We start from the raw sequence: 15,819 nt of genomic DNA, 5'->3' as shown, positions 1-15,819 counted from the left end.
TCGATGATGGCCGAGCTCGATGCGGTGGCGATGGCCTCACCAACGGTCGCGCCATGCTCGCCGGAAATCGGAATGTCGGCGTGATGTCCGCCGAAGATGACCGGCTTGAAGATCGATTGTTTCTTCCCGTCTGGCGCCAGGCGAACGCCCCACCATGTTCCGGTGGGGTCGATGACGCAGACGCGGCCGCCTTCGTACATAATCCCCTCCGCGACGACCTTCGCGAGGTTCGATTTTCCGGAGCCGGTTTTTCCGAGAATGCCGATATGCTGGGAAAGTGCTGCTGCAGGGATCAAGGTTTGGGACACGGATCCTCCTATATGACCAGGGTGAGGTGGGCGCTCGCGCGCGTAGCGGCGGTGTAAAGCCAGCGGTCCGCGTCCTCACGGAACGCGCGGCTTTCGTCGAACACACACACTCGTGGCCAGCCGCTTCCCTGCGCCTTGTGGCAGGTCAGCGCATAACCGTAGTCAAACTCCTGGGTGCCGCGCTTGGCCTTCCAGTCGAGTTCCTTCCCTTTGCCCTGGAAGAACTGCTCGCGGACCTCGACCGGGATCGGTGCGCGGCCTTCCACGTCCGGTTCGACGACGGTGAAGCGGGCCTTTCGGCCGAGAGTGCCAGCAACCGGCTTCTTCACTTCCGTGACGCGGAATAGTTCGCCGTTCGAGATCGCCTTGTCGCGATCGTTGCGCAGGCAGATGACCGTCTCGCCTTCGCTCGGCAGGTCACTCGTAAAGCCGTTGATCTCACGAAGCCGGCGGTTGAAGTTGAACCGGGTATCGTTGCGTCCGACGATGACGGCATCTGCCCCAGTCACCTCGGCCGGATCGAGATCCGGCTTGCGCGTGATGTTGAGGCCGAGCTGGCTTGTGACCTGGCGTTGGTAGCGTCCTTCCCGAATATCGGTCGCCAGCCGGATGATCGAACTGTCCCGCGCCTGGCGATGAACCTCGGTCAGCATCGCGCTGGGTTTGCCAGCCGTAAAGAAGCCGGCGCCCTCGACGGGCGGCAGCTGGAAAGGATCACCGAGGACGAGGATCGGGATGCCGAACGATAGAAGGTCTCGGCCTAGCTCTTCATTCACCATCGACACCTCGTCAATGACGAAGAGTGCAGTGCCGTTATAAGTATCCGGAGGCAGAAGGTGCCGCTCGACCTTGCCCGTCGCGACGTCGAACTCGGTTCGGTAGATCGTCGAGTGGATGGTGCCGGCGCTCCGGCAGCCTGCCTGTCGCATCACCTTCGCAGCTTTACCCGTGAATGCCATGTAGGCGACCAAGCCGTTCTGCAATTCGGCGATATGCCTCGCCAGCGTCGTCTTGCCGGTGCCGGCGTAGCCAGCCAGGTAGAAGAACGGCGAATATTTGATGCGCAGCCATGCCGCGACCTGGGCGATGGCATCCTGCTGGCCGGGCGACCATGTGCGAGCGTCACCCATTGAACAGCCCCACACCCTTGCGCAGCCGCATGGCGTAGCCGAAGCCGGCCTCACCCTCGATCGGTAAGCCGATCTTCTTCAGCGTGGCAATGTCGCGATAAATCTGGCGCGCGGATGCGCCAGTCTTCGCGGCCAACTTGTCGGCCGTCGAGATTTCGCGTTGGAGCACTTCGACTATGGTCGCCATGCGAGAGATTGCCTTAGCCACGGCGGGGATCCTTCACGATGTCGAAGAACGCTTCGCCCGGGCCGGGGCGCTGCCGCACAGTGGCGAGCTTGTGCAGCGCGTACCGCTTGATGGTCTGGACGAATTCGGGGGCCGTGTAGATTGCCACCCAGCGCTCGCCGTGCTCTTTGACCATATGGGCCGTGGCCGCATGGCGGTTCTCGGCGATGATCTCGACATAGCCGCCGGCGTATCCCCAGCCGGTTCCGAATGTGGCGTAAAACGTCTCCATCAGAACGTCTCCATCTGCTTGCGCCAAGCGTCGGGGTCGCCCGGGTCTGCCGCATGCGGCTTCGCAATTTTCGCTTCAGTGGGGCTTTCGGCGCGGCGGACGAGCTCAAGTCGCGCGGTGTGGACAACATCCTCGCGCTTCGGGTCGCTCGGCATGTTCGATTTATTCACAATCCAGTCGAGGTAATCCCACGGGATTTCTGAGAAGCGCTTTCCGGCGTGTTCGCCGAAATCGATCTTCAGCAGGCGAAGCGGGTTCGCCGATATCTCAATCATCTTCTCGACAGTCAGGACGCGGAGCAGATCCAGCAGAATGTGCGCGGTCGTCCAACTATCGGGACCGGCGCGATGGACGGGCTCCATTTGCTTCGCGCCGCCGCCGAGGCCTAGCGCGTACCAGATCGCGCCATTCTTGTGGCTTTCGAGATCCGGATAGACCTCCTTCGCACATTTGAACGTGCAGATCCCGGGCTTGCCGGTCCTCAGCAGCGGCGCGTCATAAGCTAGATTGTGGCAGCAGATGTAATCCGGCCCGGGAGAAATGAGAGCGCGCGCGTGATCCGGAGTCATGCCGCTCGCCGCTTCTTCGTCGGTGATGTGATGCGCGGCACGCGCGCCGGGGGTGATCGGCATGCCCGGGTTGACGAGACGGGCGTGCGGGCCGCTCTCGATCGCCCAGCCGGTCGGGAAAAGGCGGACGTCAGTCCAGCCGATCTCGACAAGCTCCTTCGGGTCGGTGATCCCCGTAGTCTCGGTGTCCGTCACGCGGATGAGGGTGAGCGGGTCAGCCATGCGCCACCGCCCTCTCCTGCTTCAGGACCTTCACCTTAGTGATGATGACGTCGCTGGTTTCCCGAACCTTCTTGGCGGCCTCAGCCGGAGTTGCAGCTGGCACGTCGCGGTGCGACGCGTCGGCGAAATGGACACGGAAGGTCGTCATGCGCGTTTTCCAGCCCAGTCGGTCGGAGGCTCCGGAACTTTCGCGCGCGGGACGAGACGCCCGACCTTGTCGGTCAGGTTGCCTTCGCCTTCATATTCAGCCCGCTTGGCCGCATCCGCGGCTTGGCCGAATGCGCCAGCCTCTTCGCCGCGGCGGTCGAAGCCGAAGGTGCCGGCGACCGCGCGGCGGACGCCCTGCAACAAAGCAAGCTGAGCGCCCAGCTCGTCGATGCTCTTATCGAGTTCGGCGAGGTATTGCGATGAGGCTGTCCTGGTCGCCTCGACCCGGGTGATCTCGAACAAGGTCAAGCCTCCTCGCCCGGCTCGCTCTCGTCGACATCGCCGTTGTCCTCGGCGTCGCCGTCGAACCCTGCGAGGTACGCCTCGAGCAGCTTCTCGTCGGTCTTGTATTTCGCGGGCACCGCCTTCCGGCTGCGGCCATCCTCACGGGCCGACGCGCCGGCCTTGCGCGCGGCGTCGACGGTGATCGCAGAAGTTTCGGCGTCCGAGGATTGGGGGTTGGAACCCTCGGACGCCTGGCGCGACGTGTCAGCTTGGTCGTCGCGCTGATCCGCATCGGCGGGGGACGAGCCTGATGCGGATTTCTTGGATTTCTCGTCGACCTGGTGGTCGATCGTCTCTTCGTCACGCATGTCGGCGAGCGCATCGAGCTTCTGCTCGAGTCCACGCGGACCGGTCACCTGCTTGTCGCTGGCGCCGTCGATGTCATACAGACCGTCATCGCGACGCATCAGGTCGTCCAAGTCGCTCGACATGGGCAGCACCTTGGAATGCCGCTTTGCGACCGTCTTCTTTGCCATTTCTGGGTAGAAGATCGGGTCGTGCCACGGAGTCTTCTTGCCGCGCGATTTCGTGCGGATCTTTTCCACCGCGCTGACCGACATGACATCCCGGCTGATCTCGCCAGACTTCATGGTGGCGATTGAATAGACCGCGACCAGCTTGCCCGGCTCGCCGAGCGTCGGCTTGTGCTTGATGTACGGGCTGTCGCCGAGCTCGAAATCGAACTCGTCATTTTCGAAGACGGCGTGCACATCCCATGTGGCGATCTCGCCCGAGTTCCGCGCCTTCTTGCGAATGCCGCCCACCATCGGCAGCCACTGCGCCTCGTCTCCATAAGGGACGATCGCGCCCTCCCGGCTATCCGGTAGCAAGCCGTCCTGGGCGGCCTTCATCGCCGAATTGAACAGCGAGCGACGAGAGACCTTCAACAGGTCTGGGTTATTCTGGATTGCGGTCATGACCACCCGAACGAACCGCTCGACCGGGATGTGCGCTGGAAGCGCCGCCTTGAACTGGACCTCCATGTCGCCAAGATTTTTGCGAACAACGGCGATCTCGCTTGGCGCTTTCGCTTGTGTGACTGCATTCATGGCAAAACTCTCCTGTCGTCCGCGATCAGCCGCGGAACCGGGTTTTCTCGTCTTGGAAAATGCGGACGCCCTTGAGCGGCCGGGTGTTCTTGAATTTCCGCACATGAGCGCGGATGGCCTTCTCGATCTCGGCAGCGGAGAACTGGTCGCGGATCTCGGTGATGTCGATTTTCGACCAATCCTCAATCGAGCAGGTCCAGGGCGCCGACGACGAGATGGTCCCGGCCTCAGTCTTCGTCGGCCCGGTGCCTGCGCTGGTCGCTTGCGCGGCGAGACGGTCAGCACGCTGCTCGGCGACGATCGCCTCGTTCACGATGACATCGGCCTCGACTCTACCTTGAGCGGCTTGCGCCTCGGCCAGCTTGCGGTCGGATTCTTCTTGCGCCAGGCGGGCCGCCTCGGCGGCCTTGCGCCGTTCCTCGTCGCGTTTCTTGCGGTCGTAGACGCCGACGATCTCCTCGAACCGCGTCTTGATGCGATCCATTCGGTCTTGGAGGGCCTGGAAGAACTTGTTCGTCTCAGCCACTTCGTCACGCATAGGCTGCGTCGTCATCAATCGCGTGGCGTCGAGGGTCTTCGATAGCTTGCCAGCGTCGATGCCGACCTGGACAAGCGGATCGCGCTGCTTGTCATCATCTACGGCTCCGGCCTCGCCAAGCGCCTCCCGAGCCTTGTTCGCTCTTTCGGCAATACGGTCGACTTCCTTTATCGCGTCCGCAAAACGGTCGCGCAGGATGTCGGTGGTGGTCGCGAGGTTGTGGCCCGGCCCGACGATCGATGGGGCGTCAGAAATGGTTGGCATGGTCCTGCTTTCTTGGCTTGATCCGAAGTGGTCGCATGGTCGAGGCCCTGACCTCGTAGGCCGCCCGATCTTGGGTCCGCGCGGTAATCTCCCAGCCGGCGGTGAAGCCGGCTTCGGAATTGCCGAGCGCGTAGATGATCTGAGGTTTGAGGACGTCAGCCTCGCGCTTTGCCTGCGCCTCGGCTTCTTTCAGCGACTTGTATTTGCCGACCAGGACATCCAGATCGCGCTCGGCCGAGAGGTCGCGCCGATCGAGGAACGAGTTGCTGTAGACTTCGAGCACGGCAGCGCCGTCGCGCTTCCAGTCGATGTCGGGCTCGCTGCCGTCTTCGACGATCGACCAGAAGTGGTCGACGGCCACGGTCAGCCGGCGCCAAAGCTTTTCGTGCAGCGGGATGTCGACAAGGTGGAGTCGGAGGTTCCCGCGCCAAGTGACGACCACGACCGCTACGATGGCGTAGTCGCAGCCAGTCAGCTTAGCCTCGGTGATCGCCTGGACGGCGATCCATGTCGGCGGGACGATGTCGCCTGTGTCCGAATCCTGCCAGAAGTCGCGGAAGGCAGCCTCAGAGGCGGTCTTTATCTGCATGTTGCCGCGACCTGGTCGGCCGGGAATCTCGACGAAGGCGTCGGGCGTCGCGCCGATCCGCAGATCCGGGTCGCGATAATAGGCTCGGTCGTTCGCGTAGAAGACCCTCCAATCGGGCTCCCGCTTGTTGACCATTGCGACCGCAACCGGCTCGAGCAGGTTGCCCCGCTCCATGGCCTCTGTCTCGTCGACGTCGCCGGACACGCGTCCGGTCTTCTCGGCCCAAAGGCCATAGGGCGTGGTGTATGGATGCGCACCGAGCACGGCGGCAGCGACCGAAGCGGTCACGTCCTGCTGGCGGAACTTTAGCCACTGCTCACGATCGGATGGGTAAAGGATCTGGACGGTCATGGCCGTCCTCTCCTCGCGAACTGCACGACGTTATCGGCGGCAACGCGCTCCGTTGGCGGCAGGTACGAGAGGATTGCCTCCAAGACCTCCAACATGTTCGGAGAGGCGGTCCAGAGGTTCGCGTTCGCGATGCGCTCAGCCGTCGGTCCCCAGCATGTTCCGACTTTCCGCTCGTTGGCGTCGACGATGTAGATGAAGCCGTTGGCGTTGCCGTCCCAATCGATCGGCTGGGTGAAGGTGCTCATGCGCGCACCGCCGAGGCAAGCTGCTGCGCCATGTTGACGGCGCGAAGGCGGAGCAGAAGCCCCTCCTCAGCCGGCGTCAATTCCTGACCGGCCATCCATTTCGAGACGACGGCTTTGGCCGTCTCTCTATCGGTCGGCTGTCCTGGTCGAGGAGTTGGAGAAGCTGGCATCGGTTCCTCATCTGGTGTGATGTGGAACCTAAGTGGGACTGAAAAGTAAGTCAAGGTGAAAAGTAAGTGACACTGAATTTATTTTGATCCCGGGGAATGATGGGCGCAAAGAGGCTCCCCGCGAGGCACACCGGCCAGAGCAATTCCTACGCTCGCGCGCGGATGCCGAGTCTCGAACGTAGGGCGCTATATGAGGGGTGCTGACAGCGCCCCGTCTCGACGGTCGGCGCTCGTCACGTGTGGTGCAGGGTCGAGCTCAATGTTGAACGTAGAGTGTAACCACCAACGTAGAGCTATGTTGTTGGAGAGTTATATCTGTCCTCCGCGCGAACGCGCTGACGCGCTCGCGCGTGCTATATCCGGGAAAATCACTCGACGATTGTGCTGCCTGTCCACAGGCATTCAATATCGCCCTTTGGCCTGACACAAATCCTGCCGCTACCAGACGTGTTCTCGAGGAAGACACTCTGGCCTTTGTGGAGAGAACGGCAGTCGCCGGTCTCACCTTTCTGCTCGACGAACTTCTTGAAGGCCTCGGCATCGTCCTGGTCGGCAAACTGGACGGCGCGCTCAAAATCGCGCAAGGCAAGGCAGCCGAAGCCTTCGGTCGCGATCGTTTGAGGTTCAGCAGCGACGGCGGGCAGTGCCAGCGCCGCCACGACGATCCCAGCCCATATGCGTCGCATGTCCCAGTCCTCCTAGGGGTGAAGGAGCATTGCGCGCCACGCGAGAGGGTGCAAGCGGGCCATGCCTATTTGCGTTTTCCAGCCCGGGAGAGGATTTCCAAAGCGGAAATGGCGCGCGCGACGAACATACCTCGGTCCTCCTCGCTCAGTGAGGCTAGAACCGGACGCAGGGCGTCGGCGAGCTGATCGGCGTGATCTCCCCTAGCCTTACTCCAAAGCCAGTCGGTGATCTGATTGTTCTTGCTTCGGTCGCCCCTGGCATCATCGATGATGGCCATGAGTTCCGGCGGAATTCGTATCTTGAACTCGTAGAGCTTCGGCTTTGGCATGCCTCGACTTATGGCCGAAACATTAAGCCCTCGAAATCGCCCCAAAAATGTAAAATGTGGGGCTAGTTTTCCCCGCTATTCACAGACCACCATTACAAGTCGAAACAATTTGGTGATCGCTCATAAATGGTTGTATTCGTACAAACGTATCAAAACGGCACACCACCTACGTGCAGCGGGTATTGACAGAAGGGAAGGAAATTGTTCCTATTTGCGGCGTCCCTCGGGGCTCGGGAATCCAGAAATGATCCATTACATGCCGCGTGAGAAAACGCGGAGCGATGAAACACTGCAAAGGTTGCGCGCAATAGCGTCTGGCGTCTGGCCGCTGGATCCGGCAACGCGAATCGAACGGGATGCAGCTTCAATCGCTACCGCGATGGCGACGATTCACGGCGGGGATTGGCGAATTGAGATCGACCATCAGCACCAGCTTGTTCTGATCCGGCCTTGTTAACGTTCAAGGCATTCGAAATCACAGCGAAAGCCACATCGATATCTCTGTCTGAAAGACCCTCAATGCGCTTCAGCACCGCCAAAATTTCCTGATCGTCGCGGATGGGGGCAGTTAAGGGCTCGACCTTGTCGGGCCCCCACAAGAGAAGATCACCAGGCCGGCACTCAAGTGCCTTAGCAATTGCGGCCAGAGTTGAGTCGGTGAAGCCCTGTTTCCCGTTCTCAAGCTGAGATATCGAGGGCGCTCTAAGCCCAACCTTCTCCGCAAGCTCCTCCTGCGTGAGGCCACGGTGCTTCCGCCACTCACGAAAAAAGTAAGTCGTTTGCGCTTGGTTTGCGGGATTTGCTGCCATGCTGAAATTATCGCGCATCGGCCAGATCCACTCCATTCGGCCCTACTGACAAAATCAGCTTGACTTAATTTCAGTGGGACTTATGTTGGCGGCATGGAAAAGCTGCTGGCCTATCTCGACGAAGAACGCGGACGCCGTAACAAACTGGCGGCTGCGCTCGGAATCTTCCCCGGTGCGATATCGCAGTGGAAGAAGGTCCCCGCGGAGCGCCTGGGGGATATCTCCCGCTTTACCGGCATCTCGCCGGAGGAACTTCGGCCCGACATCTTCGCGAAAGCGGATCTCTCTACCGCCAGCGAGACGGCGGGCTGACGAAAATGCTCACGCTGTCACCGTTCGCGCCCAGCAAGGCCAGCCCTGTTTATCAGGGTGCGCTCGGTTTCTCGCTTTATTGCCATCGAATTCTTGTGGCGCAGATCTCCCAAATCTGCGCTGGCCGGCTCGTCGCCCGATCGTGGGCTGAGCCGGCCATGGTGGGCCGGTCTGCCCTGGGGCCGGCCCCCCTCCCTTCTTCGTTCGCTTGTTCATCGCTGTCTCCGTTCGTTTCCGTCGCTGGAAATGGAGATAGCAATGTTCGATTCCAATCTCTCGGAAAAGCCTTCCAAGAACTCGGAATTTTGTTCCGAGCGAAGGCGACGGGGTACGCTCATGACTAGCGTCACCGCCGTACAAAATCTGACGAGGGAACTCGGCAGGATGCTGGCACCAAGCGGTGGATGGCAGCAGCAGATCAGTGCAGTTCACACCAAGCTCGTCGACCCAAAATTTGAGTTGGCGATCAAGGATCTTTCCTGGAACCGCGTGAAGACATGGTTCTACGCCGAGGCGCGCCGTGTCGATTACGACCACATGGTTGCCCTCCGCGAACTCAAGGCCATCGAGGAGGCCAAACGTGATCACAGAGACTTCATTGCCACAACCAACCGTCTGGCTGCGGCCCTTGCCGCTGAAGGTGCGTCGCTCTCTCGCGACCAGGTGGAAGCGCTGGCGCGCATCGCGAGCAGACCAGTTGATGTTCCGAGCGATCATGATGCGCGATCGAGCGGCCCGGTTCGCGGCATGGCTGGCGCCCGAGCTTCGATTGGAGCCGGCCAGTGAGACGCGGGCCAGCACGCCCATTCCACCCACGGTGGACGCCGGAGCGGGACGAGGCATTGAAGCGCCTCGTCGCGGACGGAAAGAGTTCCTCCCAGATCGCAGCGCTTTCCGGGATATCTAGGAACTCCGTCATCGGCCGCATCCACCGGCTCAAGCTCACGCTGGCGCGTCGGAAGGGCTCTTCCAACCCACGGGCACCGCAGGCACCGAAGCCACCGGCCGATAAGCCTCGTCGCGCCCCACGCCGCAAGCTGATTGCCGGCGTCGAGCAGATCGTGCTCAGCCAAAAACCGGTGGCGCCGAGGACATCCGTTCCGGCTGTCATCCCGACCTTTGTAGACCGCGATTCCTATTTCCTGCCGCTGGCCGACACCCCTCCCGTGGATCTCATGGGTCTGCAAGGCGGCCGATGCCGCTGGCCGGTCAACGGGCTCTATGGGCGCGATCCGATTTACTGCGGCCGCCACGCTGACGGAACCTATTGCCGAGTTCACCATCGCATCGCCTACCAACCAGCCTCATCCCTGAAGGAGAAGCGCCATGGCGCGAATACTTGAACAGGGGCGCAATCGTGCGTCCGCTGAAGAAGCCGGCTCGTTCGTCGACAAGATCGAGGAATGCGAGGAGCGGTTCCAGACGCTGCGCTCGAAATTCATGTCCGACGCGAAGAAGATCCGCGATGAGCAAAAGGAAGTGCTCGACGACGCCAAGTCGCAGGGCATTCCCAAGAAGGTCGTCAAGACCATCGTCGATGCTCGAGCCCTCGAGGGCAAGGCCAAGGCGAAGCTCCTCGAGCTCGAGGACGACGACAGGAAGCTGGCGATCGATATCCGGACAGCGCTCGGCGATTACGCCGACCTGCCGCTCGGCGCCGCTGCTGTCGCTGCTGACGGCCAGGACGGTACGACCGCGGCCATCGTCGATGCCGCCACCAAGGCGTGGGACAACGCGGACCCGAAGAGCAAGGGCAAAGGCAAAGCGGCTCCGGCCGCTCACTGAATTCCGCGCAAGCGGATAGGGGCGGCGGTTTGAACGACGCCATGGATGCTGCTGGCAAAGCCGAGAAACGTCAACGTGCAGCGCCTGACCGGGCTTCGCCCCGGTCGCCCCGACCAGATGGAGTGACGGCTTGTAGGTAGCTGCCGACCAAACAACGACAGGCAACCTTCTGACCAGCCCGGGAAAGCAGCGGGCGCCCTCCTCCGAGGCCGGCCGACATGAGCGACGCACCACCAAAAATCCTCTTCATCGACGCTGCCAGCCGGTTTGGCTGGGCGCGCGGCCGACCAGGTGAGCAACCAGAGTCCGGGAGCGCCCACTTCGCTTCCGAAGGCGCTTCGCAAGGCGCCATCGCGTGGGGCGCCATGCGCTTCATCGCCGACCAGATACAGACCTATAGGCCCGACGAGGTCGTGATCGAGGCACCGCTGCCGGCCACGTTGGTCAATGGCAAGACGTCGCTGGCGACGCAAGAAATCCTCATGGGCCTGCCATTCGCCATCCAAGGCATGGCCTTCGGCTTGCAGATGTACCGGGTATCGGTCGCTCGCGTTTCGAAGATACGCACGCACTTCATTGGCAAGAATTCCAAGGGAGAGATCGCGAAGCCCGCCGTTTGGCGCAAATGCCTGGCGCTCGGCTGGATCTCGGCCGACGACGAGGACCTTTCCCACGACCGCACCGACGCCCTCGCTGGCTGGCACTACGCCGGCGCCGTCCTTTGTCCGCAGCTCGCGCAGCCGATCGACGACCTGTTCGTCAAAGCCGAGGAGCGCAAGCGCAAAGAACGCGCGGCGGCAAATTCGAAACTTCAACCATCGTTTGCGGAGAGTTTCTGATGCGCCCGTCGAACGGCCGCATGCGCGGCTACCATTCCATGAGCTTGGCGACCTCGATCGCCCTGCTGCTTGCGGCCGTCGCCGTGGTCATCTTCGTCATGTGCGGTGCCGCCAGCACGCACGATGCGCCGACCGGCTGGTCTTACCCGTTCTCATGCTGCTCGGGCTACGACTGCCGAGAGGTGCCGGACGACTGGATCACCGAAAGCTCGGATGGCTACCACATCGTCATCACCGGAGAAGTGATCCCGATGACGGACCCAAAGGTAAAGCAGTCGCCCGACGGTCGCTTCCATTGGTGTTCGGTTGCCGGTGCCAATGACGGGAAGACCATCTGCCTGTTCGCTCCGCCGAGGAGCTTCTGATGCGCGTCCTGATCCTAGCGACCAGCACAAACCCAGCGCTCGACGCCGACATTGTTGAGATGCTTGCCGACTACGCGGCCGAGGGCGGTTTCGAGGCCGAAGCGATCCTTGAGCCGCAGGATCTCTGCTCGGCCCTCTACCGGGACCCGCAGGCAATGGGCGTCATCTGGACGGACTCGGCCGGCATCGCCAGCGTCATCTGCCGCAACTGGCGGCAGGCGGCAGTCAAGAACATCCTCTTCTTCCTGCTGGTTCCGGTCGCCAATCCGAGGACAATCGGCGAAGAGGTCATCCGGCGCGTCGGGATCCTCCTACACGGCGCAGACGACGTACAGCCGGCGCCGATCGACAAAGTCGAGTTTGTCGCCCGCCTGGCGGCGCTGGCGCGGCGCGATCGCGGACCATCCGTCGAGCGCCTGGTGAAACTGCCATGTGAAGCTGTGTTCGACGCCGTCCGCGGGACGGTTACGCATCCTGGCGGGACCGTTCTGCTCACGCAGACGGAGGCGAGCGTCCTCGAACTGCTCACGCTGCGCCAAGGCTCGATCGTCACCAAAGAGATGGTGATGAATTTCCTCTACAGCGGTCGGGACGAACCCCAGATCAAGATCATCGACGTCCTGGTCTGCAAAATTCGCCGCAAGCTTCATGCCCCGCTTGGCGGCATTGATATCATCCAGACGGCGTGGGGACGCGGCTACCAATTCGTCCCGGAAGGCTTCGTTCCGGCGCTGTCCGACGCGCGCGTGAGGGCCGTCGGGTGAGATTGTTTGCGCATGCCGGCCTCGCGAACTGGCCGTTCGAGCAACTGGACCCACACTCGTATTCGTGGATCGACGCGGACTGCCCTTGGGATTTCTCCCTTTTCAGCGTCAAGGGCGGGAACAAGAGCGCGCAGAAGCATTATCGATGCCTGCCGCTCGACGAGATCATGGCGTTCCCGGTCCAGGATCTTGCCGCTGAGAATTGCGTTCTGTCGCTCTGGGCAACCGCCCCGATGTTGCGGCAGCAGATGCGCGTCCTCGACGCGTGGGGCTTCACCTACAAGACTGAGATGATCTGGCGGAAGGTTACTGCTCTCGGCAAGCAAACCTTTGGACCGGGGTACATTGTGCGCGGCTCGCACGAGCCGGTCCTGATAGCGACGCGAGGCAAGCCACCGTTCGCCGCAAAAAACATCCGCTCTTGCTTTGACGGGCTGCGGCGGGAGCACAGCCGCAAGCCGGAGGAATTCTACGCGCTCGCCGATCGGATGCTGCCAAAGGGGCGCCGCGTCTCGCTTTTCAGTAGGGCCAACCGCGCCGGCTGGGAGCAGTGGGGCGATGAACCCGGCAAATTCGCGGAGGCGGCATGACGCGCGGCCTCAGAGACCGCGTCGCCGAGGCTATGCGCGAGTCCCGCATCGGCCGCACCCGCTTCGGCTGGGACCAATGCGACCAAGAGGAGTGGCGTAGGAGTGCCGACGCCCTCATGCGCTACAGCCGCCAATTGGGATTCGAAATCGTTGAAACTGGCAAGGTCACGCATCGGCCGGCCCCGCCGGTCATCGCCGTGATCTATGCGCTTGATGACGCTCGGGACGCCAGTGTCGAGCGTGCTGTTCGCTGCGACGGTGCCGGCAACTGGTCGATCGTGTCGACGAAGCGCGATGCCCGCAGAGCCGCGGTCGACAGCAAGACCCTGCTCACCTTCACCCTCGCCGAGGCCGACCTGGACTGCGATCGCATCCTCGCCGGAGACCCATCGGCGAAAGACATCAAGGGCGTGCTGACCAAGGTCGCCGCCGCCAACATCATCCGCATGCTGAATGCCGAAACCATGGAGCCCTCGTGACCCGCAAAATGCTTGTAGCCGACCTGCTCTGTGGCGCCGGTGGGTCTTCCACCGGTGCGCAACGCGCGCTTCATGAGCTCGGGCTCGGCATGGAGCTGGTCTGCGTCAACCATTGGGATGTCGCGATCGACACTCACCAGCGGAATCACCGTGAGGCCCGGCATTACGTGCAGGACATTGCGACGGTCCGGCCTCACCTGATCGTACCCGAGGGCTATCTCGACCTGCTGATGGCCTCGCCGACCTGCACGCATCATTCGGTAGCGCGCGGCGGCAAGCCGACCAGCGACCAGCAGCGCAGCGACCCGTGGCACATCATCACATGGCTCACCGAGCTGCGGGTAAAGCGCATCATCATCGAAAACGTATGGGAGTTCGTCGGATGGGGTCCGGTGGACCACCGGACCGGCAAGCCGATCAAATCCCGCAAAGGCGAATATTTTCACGCATGGATCGAGACCATCAAGAGGCTCGGGTTCGAACCGGAATGGCGCAAGCTCAACGCAGCCGACTACGGCGATGCGACGACCCGGCAGCGCTTCATCCTCATGGCGCGATCCGATGCCCGGAAAGTCTCCTGGCCGATGCCCACACATGGGCGTCGGAACGAGGCCAAGGTTGACCTTTTCGCGGACACCAAGCCTTGGCGGCCGGCGCGCGAGATCATCGACTGGAAGATCAAGGGCAAGTCGATCTTCAATCGGAGGAAGTCGCTGGCGCCAAAAACGTTGGCCCGAATCTACGCCGGCGCAGTCAAGTTCGAATGGCCGGAACCTTTCCTCGTCATCCTGCGCAAGCATATGGACGGACGGAGCCTGGACGAGCCGATTCCTGCCCTCGCAACTGGCGGGCACATCGGCATTGCAGAGCCGATCGTGCTCTCCCAGCGCAGCAGCGGCGCGGCGCGCTCGACCAAGCAACCGCTGCCTACGATTATGACTGGCGGCGCTGCTGTCGAAGAGCGACCTGGTTGCGCGCGCCCGATGCTAGTCGAGCCGTTTGTCCTCTCCGCTGCACACGGCGTCGATACTGGCGAACGAGATCCGCATTCGCGCCGCGTTAAGAGCTTGGACGATCCCATTGGCGCGGTGCACGCCGGCGGTGGCAACTTCGGTGTGGTCGAGCCGTTCGTGTTATCGCGGCAGGGCGGCGGCGCTCCTCGGTCTGTCGATCACCCGACGCCGGCCCAAGTGGCTAAGCACTCTCACGTCCTGATCTCGCCCTACTATGGTTCGGGATCAGGGGAGACATGCTCAACCTCAGAGGAGCCGCTGCCGACGCTGACGGCAAAGGCACGCTTCGGCATGGTGGTGCCGATCACCCACTCCGACGGCAGCAATCGTGCCAGAGATGTCGACAACGATCCGTTGGCGACGGTCACCGGAGCGAACCGTGGCGAGTTCGCTTTCATCGCCGCGCAGTTCGGCGAGCGCGAGGGCCAAGCCCCACGCGTTCACGAAATTGACAATCCGGCGCCGACCATCGCCGCGACTGGTCACATCAACCTGGTTGAGGCGACAGAAACCTACGACATCCTCTTTCGCATGCTCGAGCCGCATGAGCTGGCCGCCGCCATGGGCTTCACCACAGATGAGGCGACTTATGAATTCGCCGGCACAAAGACCGAGAAGATCAAGCAGATCGGCAATGCCGTCTCGGTAGCGAAGATGAAGGCCTGCGTGGCCGCCATCATGGCCGACGCCGCCCCAAAGCGCTCCCCGGTCACCTTCCGGGAGGCGGCAGAGTGAACGAGGTCAATGCCCGCTCCGTCCCGGTCTACGGCGGCTACCATGGGGAATTCAGGAAGGTCCACAAGGCCGGCTGGGAGAAGGTCTGCGAGGGTGGCACACCGCGCGTCTACGATACTGAAGACCAGGCAGAGGTGGCAGCATGGCGCGCGCTGAAAGCGCACTTGTGCGGCGACATCGTCGGCACTGGCATGGAACGCACGTCCGCTCGATCGAAAGCCGAGAGCCTGTTCGGCGCCATCTTCCGCAAGGGCCGCAAGATCCCGGTGGTGCGGCGATGAGAGGTCGGCCGATCAACATGACTGGAAAGAAGCTTGGTCGTCTCACGGTGATGGATCAAGCGCCAGGCCGATCTGGCAAAAAGCTCCTCTGGAACTGCCGGTGCGAATGCGGCCAGACGGTTGTGGTGCCGAGCGACAAGCTACGCGGCGGAATAACCCGCAGTTGCGGGTGCCTGCGACGGGACACCAACGCGGAGCGCAATCGTGTGGCCGCTCTCCATGGCGAATCTGACAAGACTCCCGAATATCGGGCGTGGGCGCACATGCGCGAACGATGCACGAACCCCGACCACAAACAGTTTTCCTCCTACGGGGGGCGGGGCATCACCATCTGCGATCGGTGGTTACATGGCGAGGATGGGCAGCATCCCTATAATTGCTTCCTAGCCGACATGGGGCGACGGCCATCTGAAACGCAATCGATCGACCGGTTTCCCGACAATGATG

At 62.2% G+C, this 15,819-nt stretch carries 25 protein-coding genes and 1 pseudogene; 11 read left to right on the top strand and 15 right to left on the bottom strand.

Features of this window, described 5'->3' with window-relative positions; genetic code table 11:
- Window positions 1-170: 170 nt before the first annotated feature.
- The 15 genes and pseudogenes from NKJ72_RS12145 to NKJ72_RS12075 form a co-directional block, all read right to left on the bottom strand.
- Window positions 171-308: pseudogene (locus NKJ72_RS12145) on the bottom strand (helicase HerA domain-containing protein); the annotation flags it as partial.
- Between the two features lie 8 nt (window positions 309-316).
- The gene (locus NKJ72_RS12140; protein WP_352477273.1) at window positions 317-1,438 is read right to left on the bottom strand and encodes an ATP-dependent DNA helicase; all 1,122 of its coding nucleotides are present in this window, start codon (window positions 1,436-1,438) and stop codon (window positions 317-319) included.
- Entirely contained in the window at window positions 1,431-1,646 is a 216-nt protein-coding gene (locus tag NKJ72_RS12135) for an HTH domain-containing protein (RefSeq protein WP_352477272.1), read from the bottom strand. The genes NKJ72_RS12140 and NKJ72_RS12135 overlap by 8 nt, the downstream gene beginning before the upstream one ends.
- Window positions 1,639-1,896, bottom strand: a complete 258-nt coding sequence (locus NKJ72_RS12130; RefSeq protein WP_352477271.1) for a hypothetical protein — start codon at window positions 1,894-1,896, stop codon at window positions 1,639-1,641. Before NKJ72_RS12130 ends, NKJ72_RS12135 begins: the two co-directional genes overlap by 8 nt.
- Window positions 1,896-2,687, bottom strand: a complete 792-nt coding sequence (locus tag NKJ72_RS12125) for a hypothetical protein (RefSeq protein WP_352477269.1) — start codon at window positions 2,685-2,687, stop codon at window positions 1,896-1,898. The genes NKJ72_RS12130 and NKJ72_RS12125 overlap by 1 nt, the downstream gene beginning before the upstream one ends.
- The gene (locus NKJ72_RS12120) at window positions 2,680-2,835 is read right to left on the bottom strand and encodes a hypothetical protein (protein WP_352477268.1); all 156 of its coding nucleotides are present in this window, start codon (window positions 2,833-2,835) and stop codon (window positions 2,680-2,682) included. Before NKJ72_RS12120 ends, NKJ72_RS12125 begins: the two co-directional genes overlap by 8 nt.
- Window positions 2,832-3,137 carry a hypothetical protein gene (locus tag NKJ72_RS12115; RefSeq protein WP_352477266.1) on the bottom strand — a complete coding sequence of 102 codons (306 nt, stop codon included), beginning with the start codon at window positions 3,135-3,137 and terminating at the stop codon, window positions 2,832-2,834. Before NKJ72_RS12115 ends, NKJ72_RS12120 begins: the two co-directional genes overlap by 4 nt.
- 2 nt (window positions 3,138-3,139) lie before the next feature.
- Window positions 3,140-4,162, bottom strand: coding sequence for a recombinase RecT (locus NKJ72_RS12110; RefSeq protein ID WP_352477264.1), 1,023 nt, complete (start codon window positions 4,160-4,162; stop codon window positions 3,140-3,142).
- A gap of 91 nt (window positions 4,163-4,253) precedes the next feature.
- A complete protein-coding gene (locus NKJ72_RS12105) occupies window positions 4,254-5,030 on the bottom strand; it encodes a hypothetical protein (protein WP_352477263.1) in 777 nt (258 codons plus the stop codon).
- On the bottom strand, window positions 5,014-5,970 hold the full coding sequence (locus NKJ72_RS12100) for a YqaJ viral recombinase family nuclease (protein ID WP_352477262.1): 957 nt from the start codon (window positions 5,968-5,970) through the stop codon (window positions 5,014-5,016). Before NKJ72_RS12100 ends, NKJ72_RS12105 begins: the two co-directional genes overlap by 17 nt.
- Window positions 5,967-6,215 carry a hypothetical protein gene (locus NKJ72_RS12095; protein ID WP_352477261.1) on the bottom strand — a complete coding sequence of 83 codons (249 nt, stop codon included), beginning with the start codon at window positions 6,213-6,215 and terminating at the stop codon, window positions 5,967-5,969. Before NKJ72_RS12095 ends, NKJ72_RS12100 begins: the two co-directional genes overlap by 4 nt.
- A complete protein-coding gene (locus tag NKJ72_RS12090; RefSeq protein ID WP_352477259.1) occupies window positions 6,212-6,385 on the bottom strand; it encodes a hypothetical protein in 174 nt (57 codons plus the stop codon). The genes NKJ72_RS12095 and NKJ72_RS12090 overlap by 4 nt, the downstream gene beginning before the upstream one ends.
- 368 nt (window positions 6,386-6,753) lie before the next feature.
- On the bottom strand, window positions 6,754-7,071 hold the full coding sequence (locus NKJ72_RS12085; RefSeq protein WP_023674593.1) for a hypothetical protein: 318 nt from the start codon (window positions 7,069-7,071) through the stop codon (window positions 6,754-6,756).
- A 65-nt stretch (window positions 7,072-7,136) separates the two neighbouring features.
- Entirely contained in the window at window positions 7,137-7,400 is a 264-nt protein-coding gene (locus NKJ72_RS12080) for a hypothetical protein (protein ID WP_352477257.1), read from the bottom strand.
- A gap of 371 nt (window positions 7,401-7,771) precedes the next feature.
- Window positions 7,772-8,227 carry a helix-turn-helix domain-containing protein gene (locus NKJ72_RS12075; RefSeq protein WP_352477255.1) on the bottom strand — a complete coding sequence of 152 codons (456 nt, stop codon included), beginning with the start codon at window positions 8,225-8,227 and terminating at the stop codon, window positions 7,772-7,774.
- Window positions 8,228-8,302: 75 nt separating this feature from the next.
- Here NKJ72_RS12075 and NKJ72_RS12070 point away from each other — a divergent pair, with 75 nt between their 5' ends.
- From NKJ72_RS12070 to NKJ72_RS12020, 11 genes are all read left to right on the top strand, one after another.
- Window positions 8,303-8,521 carry a transcriptional regulator gene (locus tag NKJ72_RS12070; RefSeq protein WP_023674590.1) on the top strand — a complete coding sequence of 73 codons (219 nt, stop codon included), beginning with the start codon at window positions 8,303-8,305 and terminating at the stop codon, window positions 8,519-8,521.
- Between the two features lie 258 nt (window positions 8,522-8,779).
- Window positions 8,780-9,307, top strand: a complete 528-nt coding sequence (locus NKJ72_RS12065) for a hypothetical protein (protein ID WP_352477253.1) — start codon at window positions 8,780-8,782, stop codon at window positions 9,305-9,307.
- Between the two features lie 56 nt (window positions 9,308-9,363).
- Window positions 9,364-9,864 carry a GcrA family cell cycle regulator gene (locus NKJ72_RS12060; RefSeq protein WP_502901845.1) on the top strand — a complete coding sequence of 167 codons (501 nt, stop codon included), beginning with the start codon at window positions 9,364-9,366 and terminating at the stop codon, window positions 9,862-9,864.
- On the top strand, window positions 9,848-10,306 hold the full coding sequence (locus NKJ72_RS12055) for a hypothetical protein (protein ID WP_352477249.1): 459 nt from the start codon (window positions 9,848-9,850) through the stop codon (window positions 10,304-10,306). Before NKJ72_RS12060 ends, NKJ72_RS12055 begins: the two co-directional genes overlap by 17 nt.
- A gap of 218 nt (window positions 10,307-10,524) precedes the next feature.
- Window positions 10,525-11,145 carry a hypothetical protein gene (locus NKJ72_RS12050; protein ID WP_352477248.1) on the top strand — a complete coding sequence of 207 codons (621 nt, stop codon included), beginning with the start codon at window positions 10,525-10,527 and terminating at the stop codon, window positions 11,143-11,145.
- A complete protein-coding gene (locus tag NKJ72_RS12045) occupies window positions 11,145-11,510 on the top strand; it encodes a hypothetical protein (protein ID WP_352477247.1) in 366 nt (121 codons plus the stop codon). Before NKJ72_RS12050 ends, NKJ72_RS12045 begins: the two co-directional genes overlap by 1 nt.
- Window positions 11,510-12,274, top strand: a complete 765-nt coding sequence (locus tag NKJ72_RS12040; RefSeq protein ID WP_352477245.1) for a winged helix-turn-helix domain-containing protein — start codon at window positions 11,510-11,512, stop codon at window positions 12,272-12,274. The genes NKJ72_RS12045 and NKJ72_RS12040 overlap by 1 nt, the downstream gene beginning before the upstream one ends.
- 2 nt (window positions 12,275-12,276) lie before the next feature.
- Window positions 12,277-12,864 carry an MT-A70 family methyltransferase gene (locus NKJ72_RS12035; protein WP_352477244.1) on the top strand — a complete coding sequence of 196 codons (588 nt, stop codon included), beginning with the start codon at window positions 12,277-12,279 and terminating at the stop codon, window positions 12,862-12,864.
- The gene (locus tag NKJ72_RS12030; RefSeq protein WP_352477242.1) at window positions 12,861-13,343 is read left to right on the top strand and encodes a hypothetical protein; all 483 of its coding nucleotides are present in this window, start codon (window positions 12,861-12,863) and stop codon (window positions 13,341-13,343) included. Before NKJ72_RS12035 ends, NKJ72_RS12030 begins: the two co-directional genes overlap by 4 nt.
- Window positions 13,340-15,091 (top strand): DNA cytosine methyltransferase, encoded by a 1,752-nt coding sequence (locus tag NKJ72_RS12025; RefSeq protein WP_352477241.1) that lies wholly within the window; start codon window positions 13,340-13,342, stop codon window positions 15,089-15,091. Before NKJ72_RS12030 ends, NKJ72_RS12025 begins: the two co-directional genes overlap by 4 nt.
- Window positions 15,088-15,372 (top strand): hypothetical protein, encoded by a 285-nt coding sequence (locus NKJ72_RS12020; protein ID WP_352477240.1) that lies wholly within the window; start codon window positions 15,088-15,090, stop codon window positions 15,370-15,372. Before NKJ72_RS12025 ends, NKJ72_RS12020 begins: the two co-directional genes overlap by 4 nt.
- Window positions 15,373-15,819: the final 447 nt, after the last annotated feature.

This window comes from Mesorhizobium sp. M0045, assembly GCF_040323385.1.
Taxonomy (GTDB): Bacteria; Pseudomonadota; Alphaproteobacteria; order Rhizobiales; family Rhizobiaceae; genus Mesorhizobium.
The sequence above is the reverse complement of the archived record's forward strand: the minus strand, read 5'-3'. Positions and strand labels throughout refer to the sequence as shown.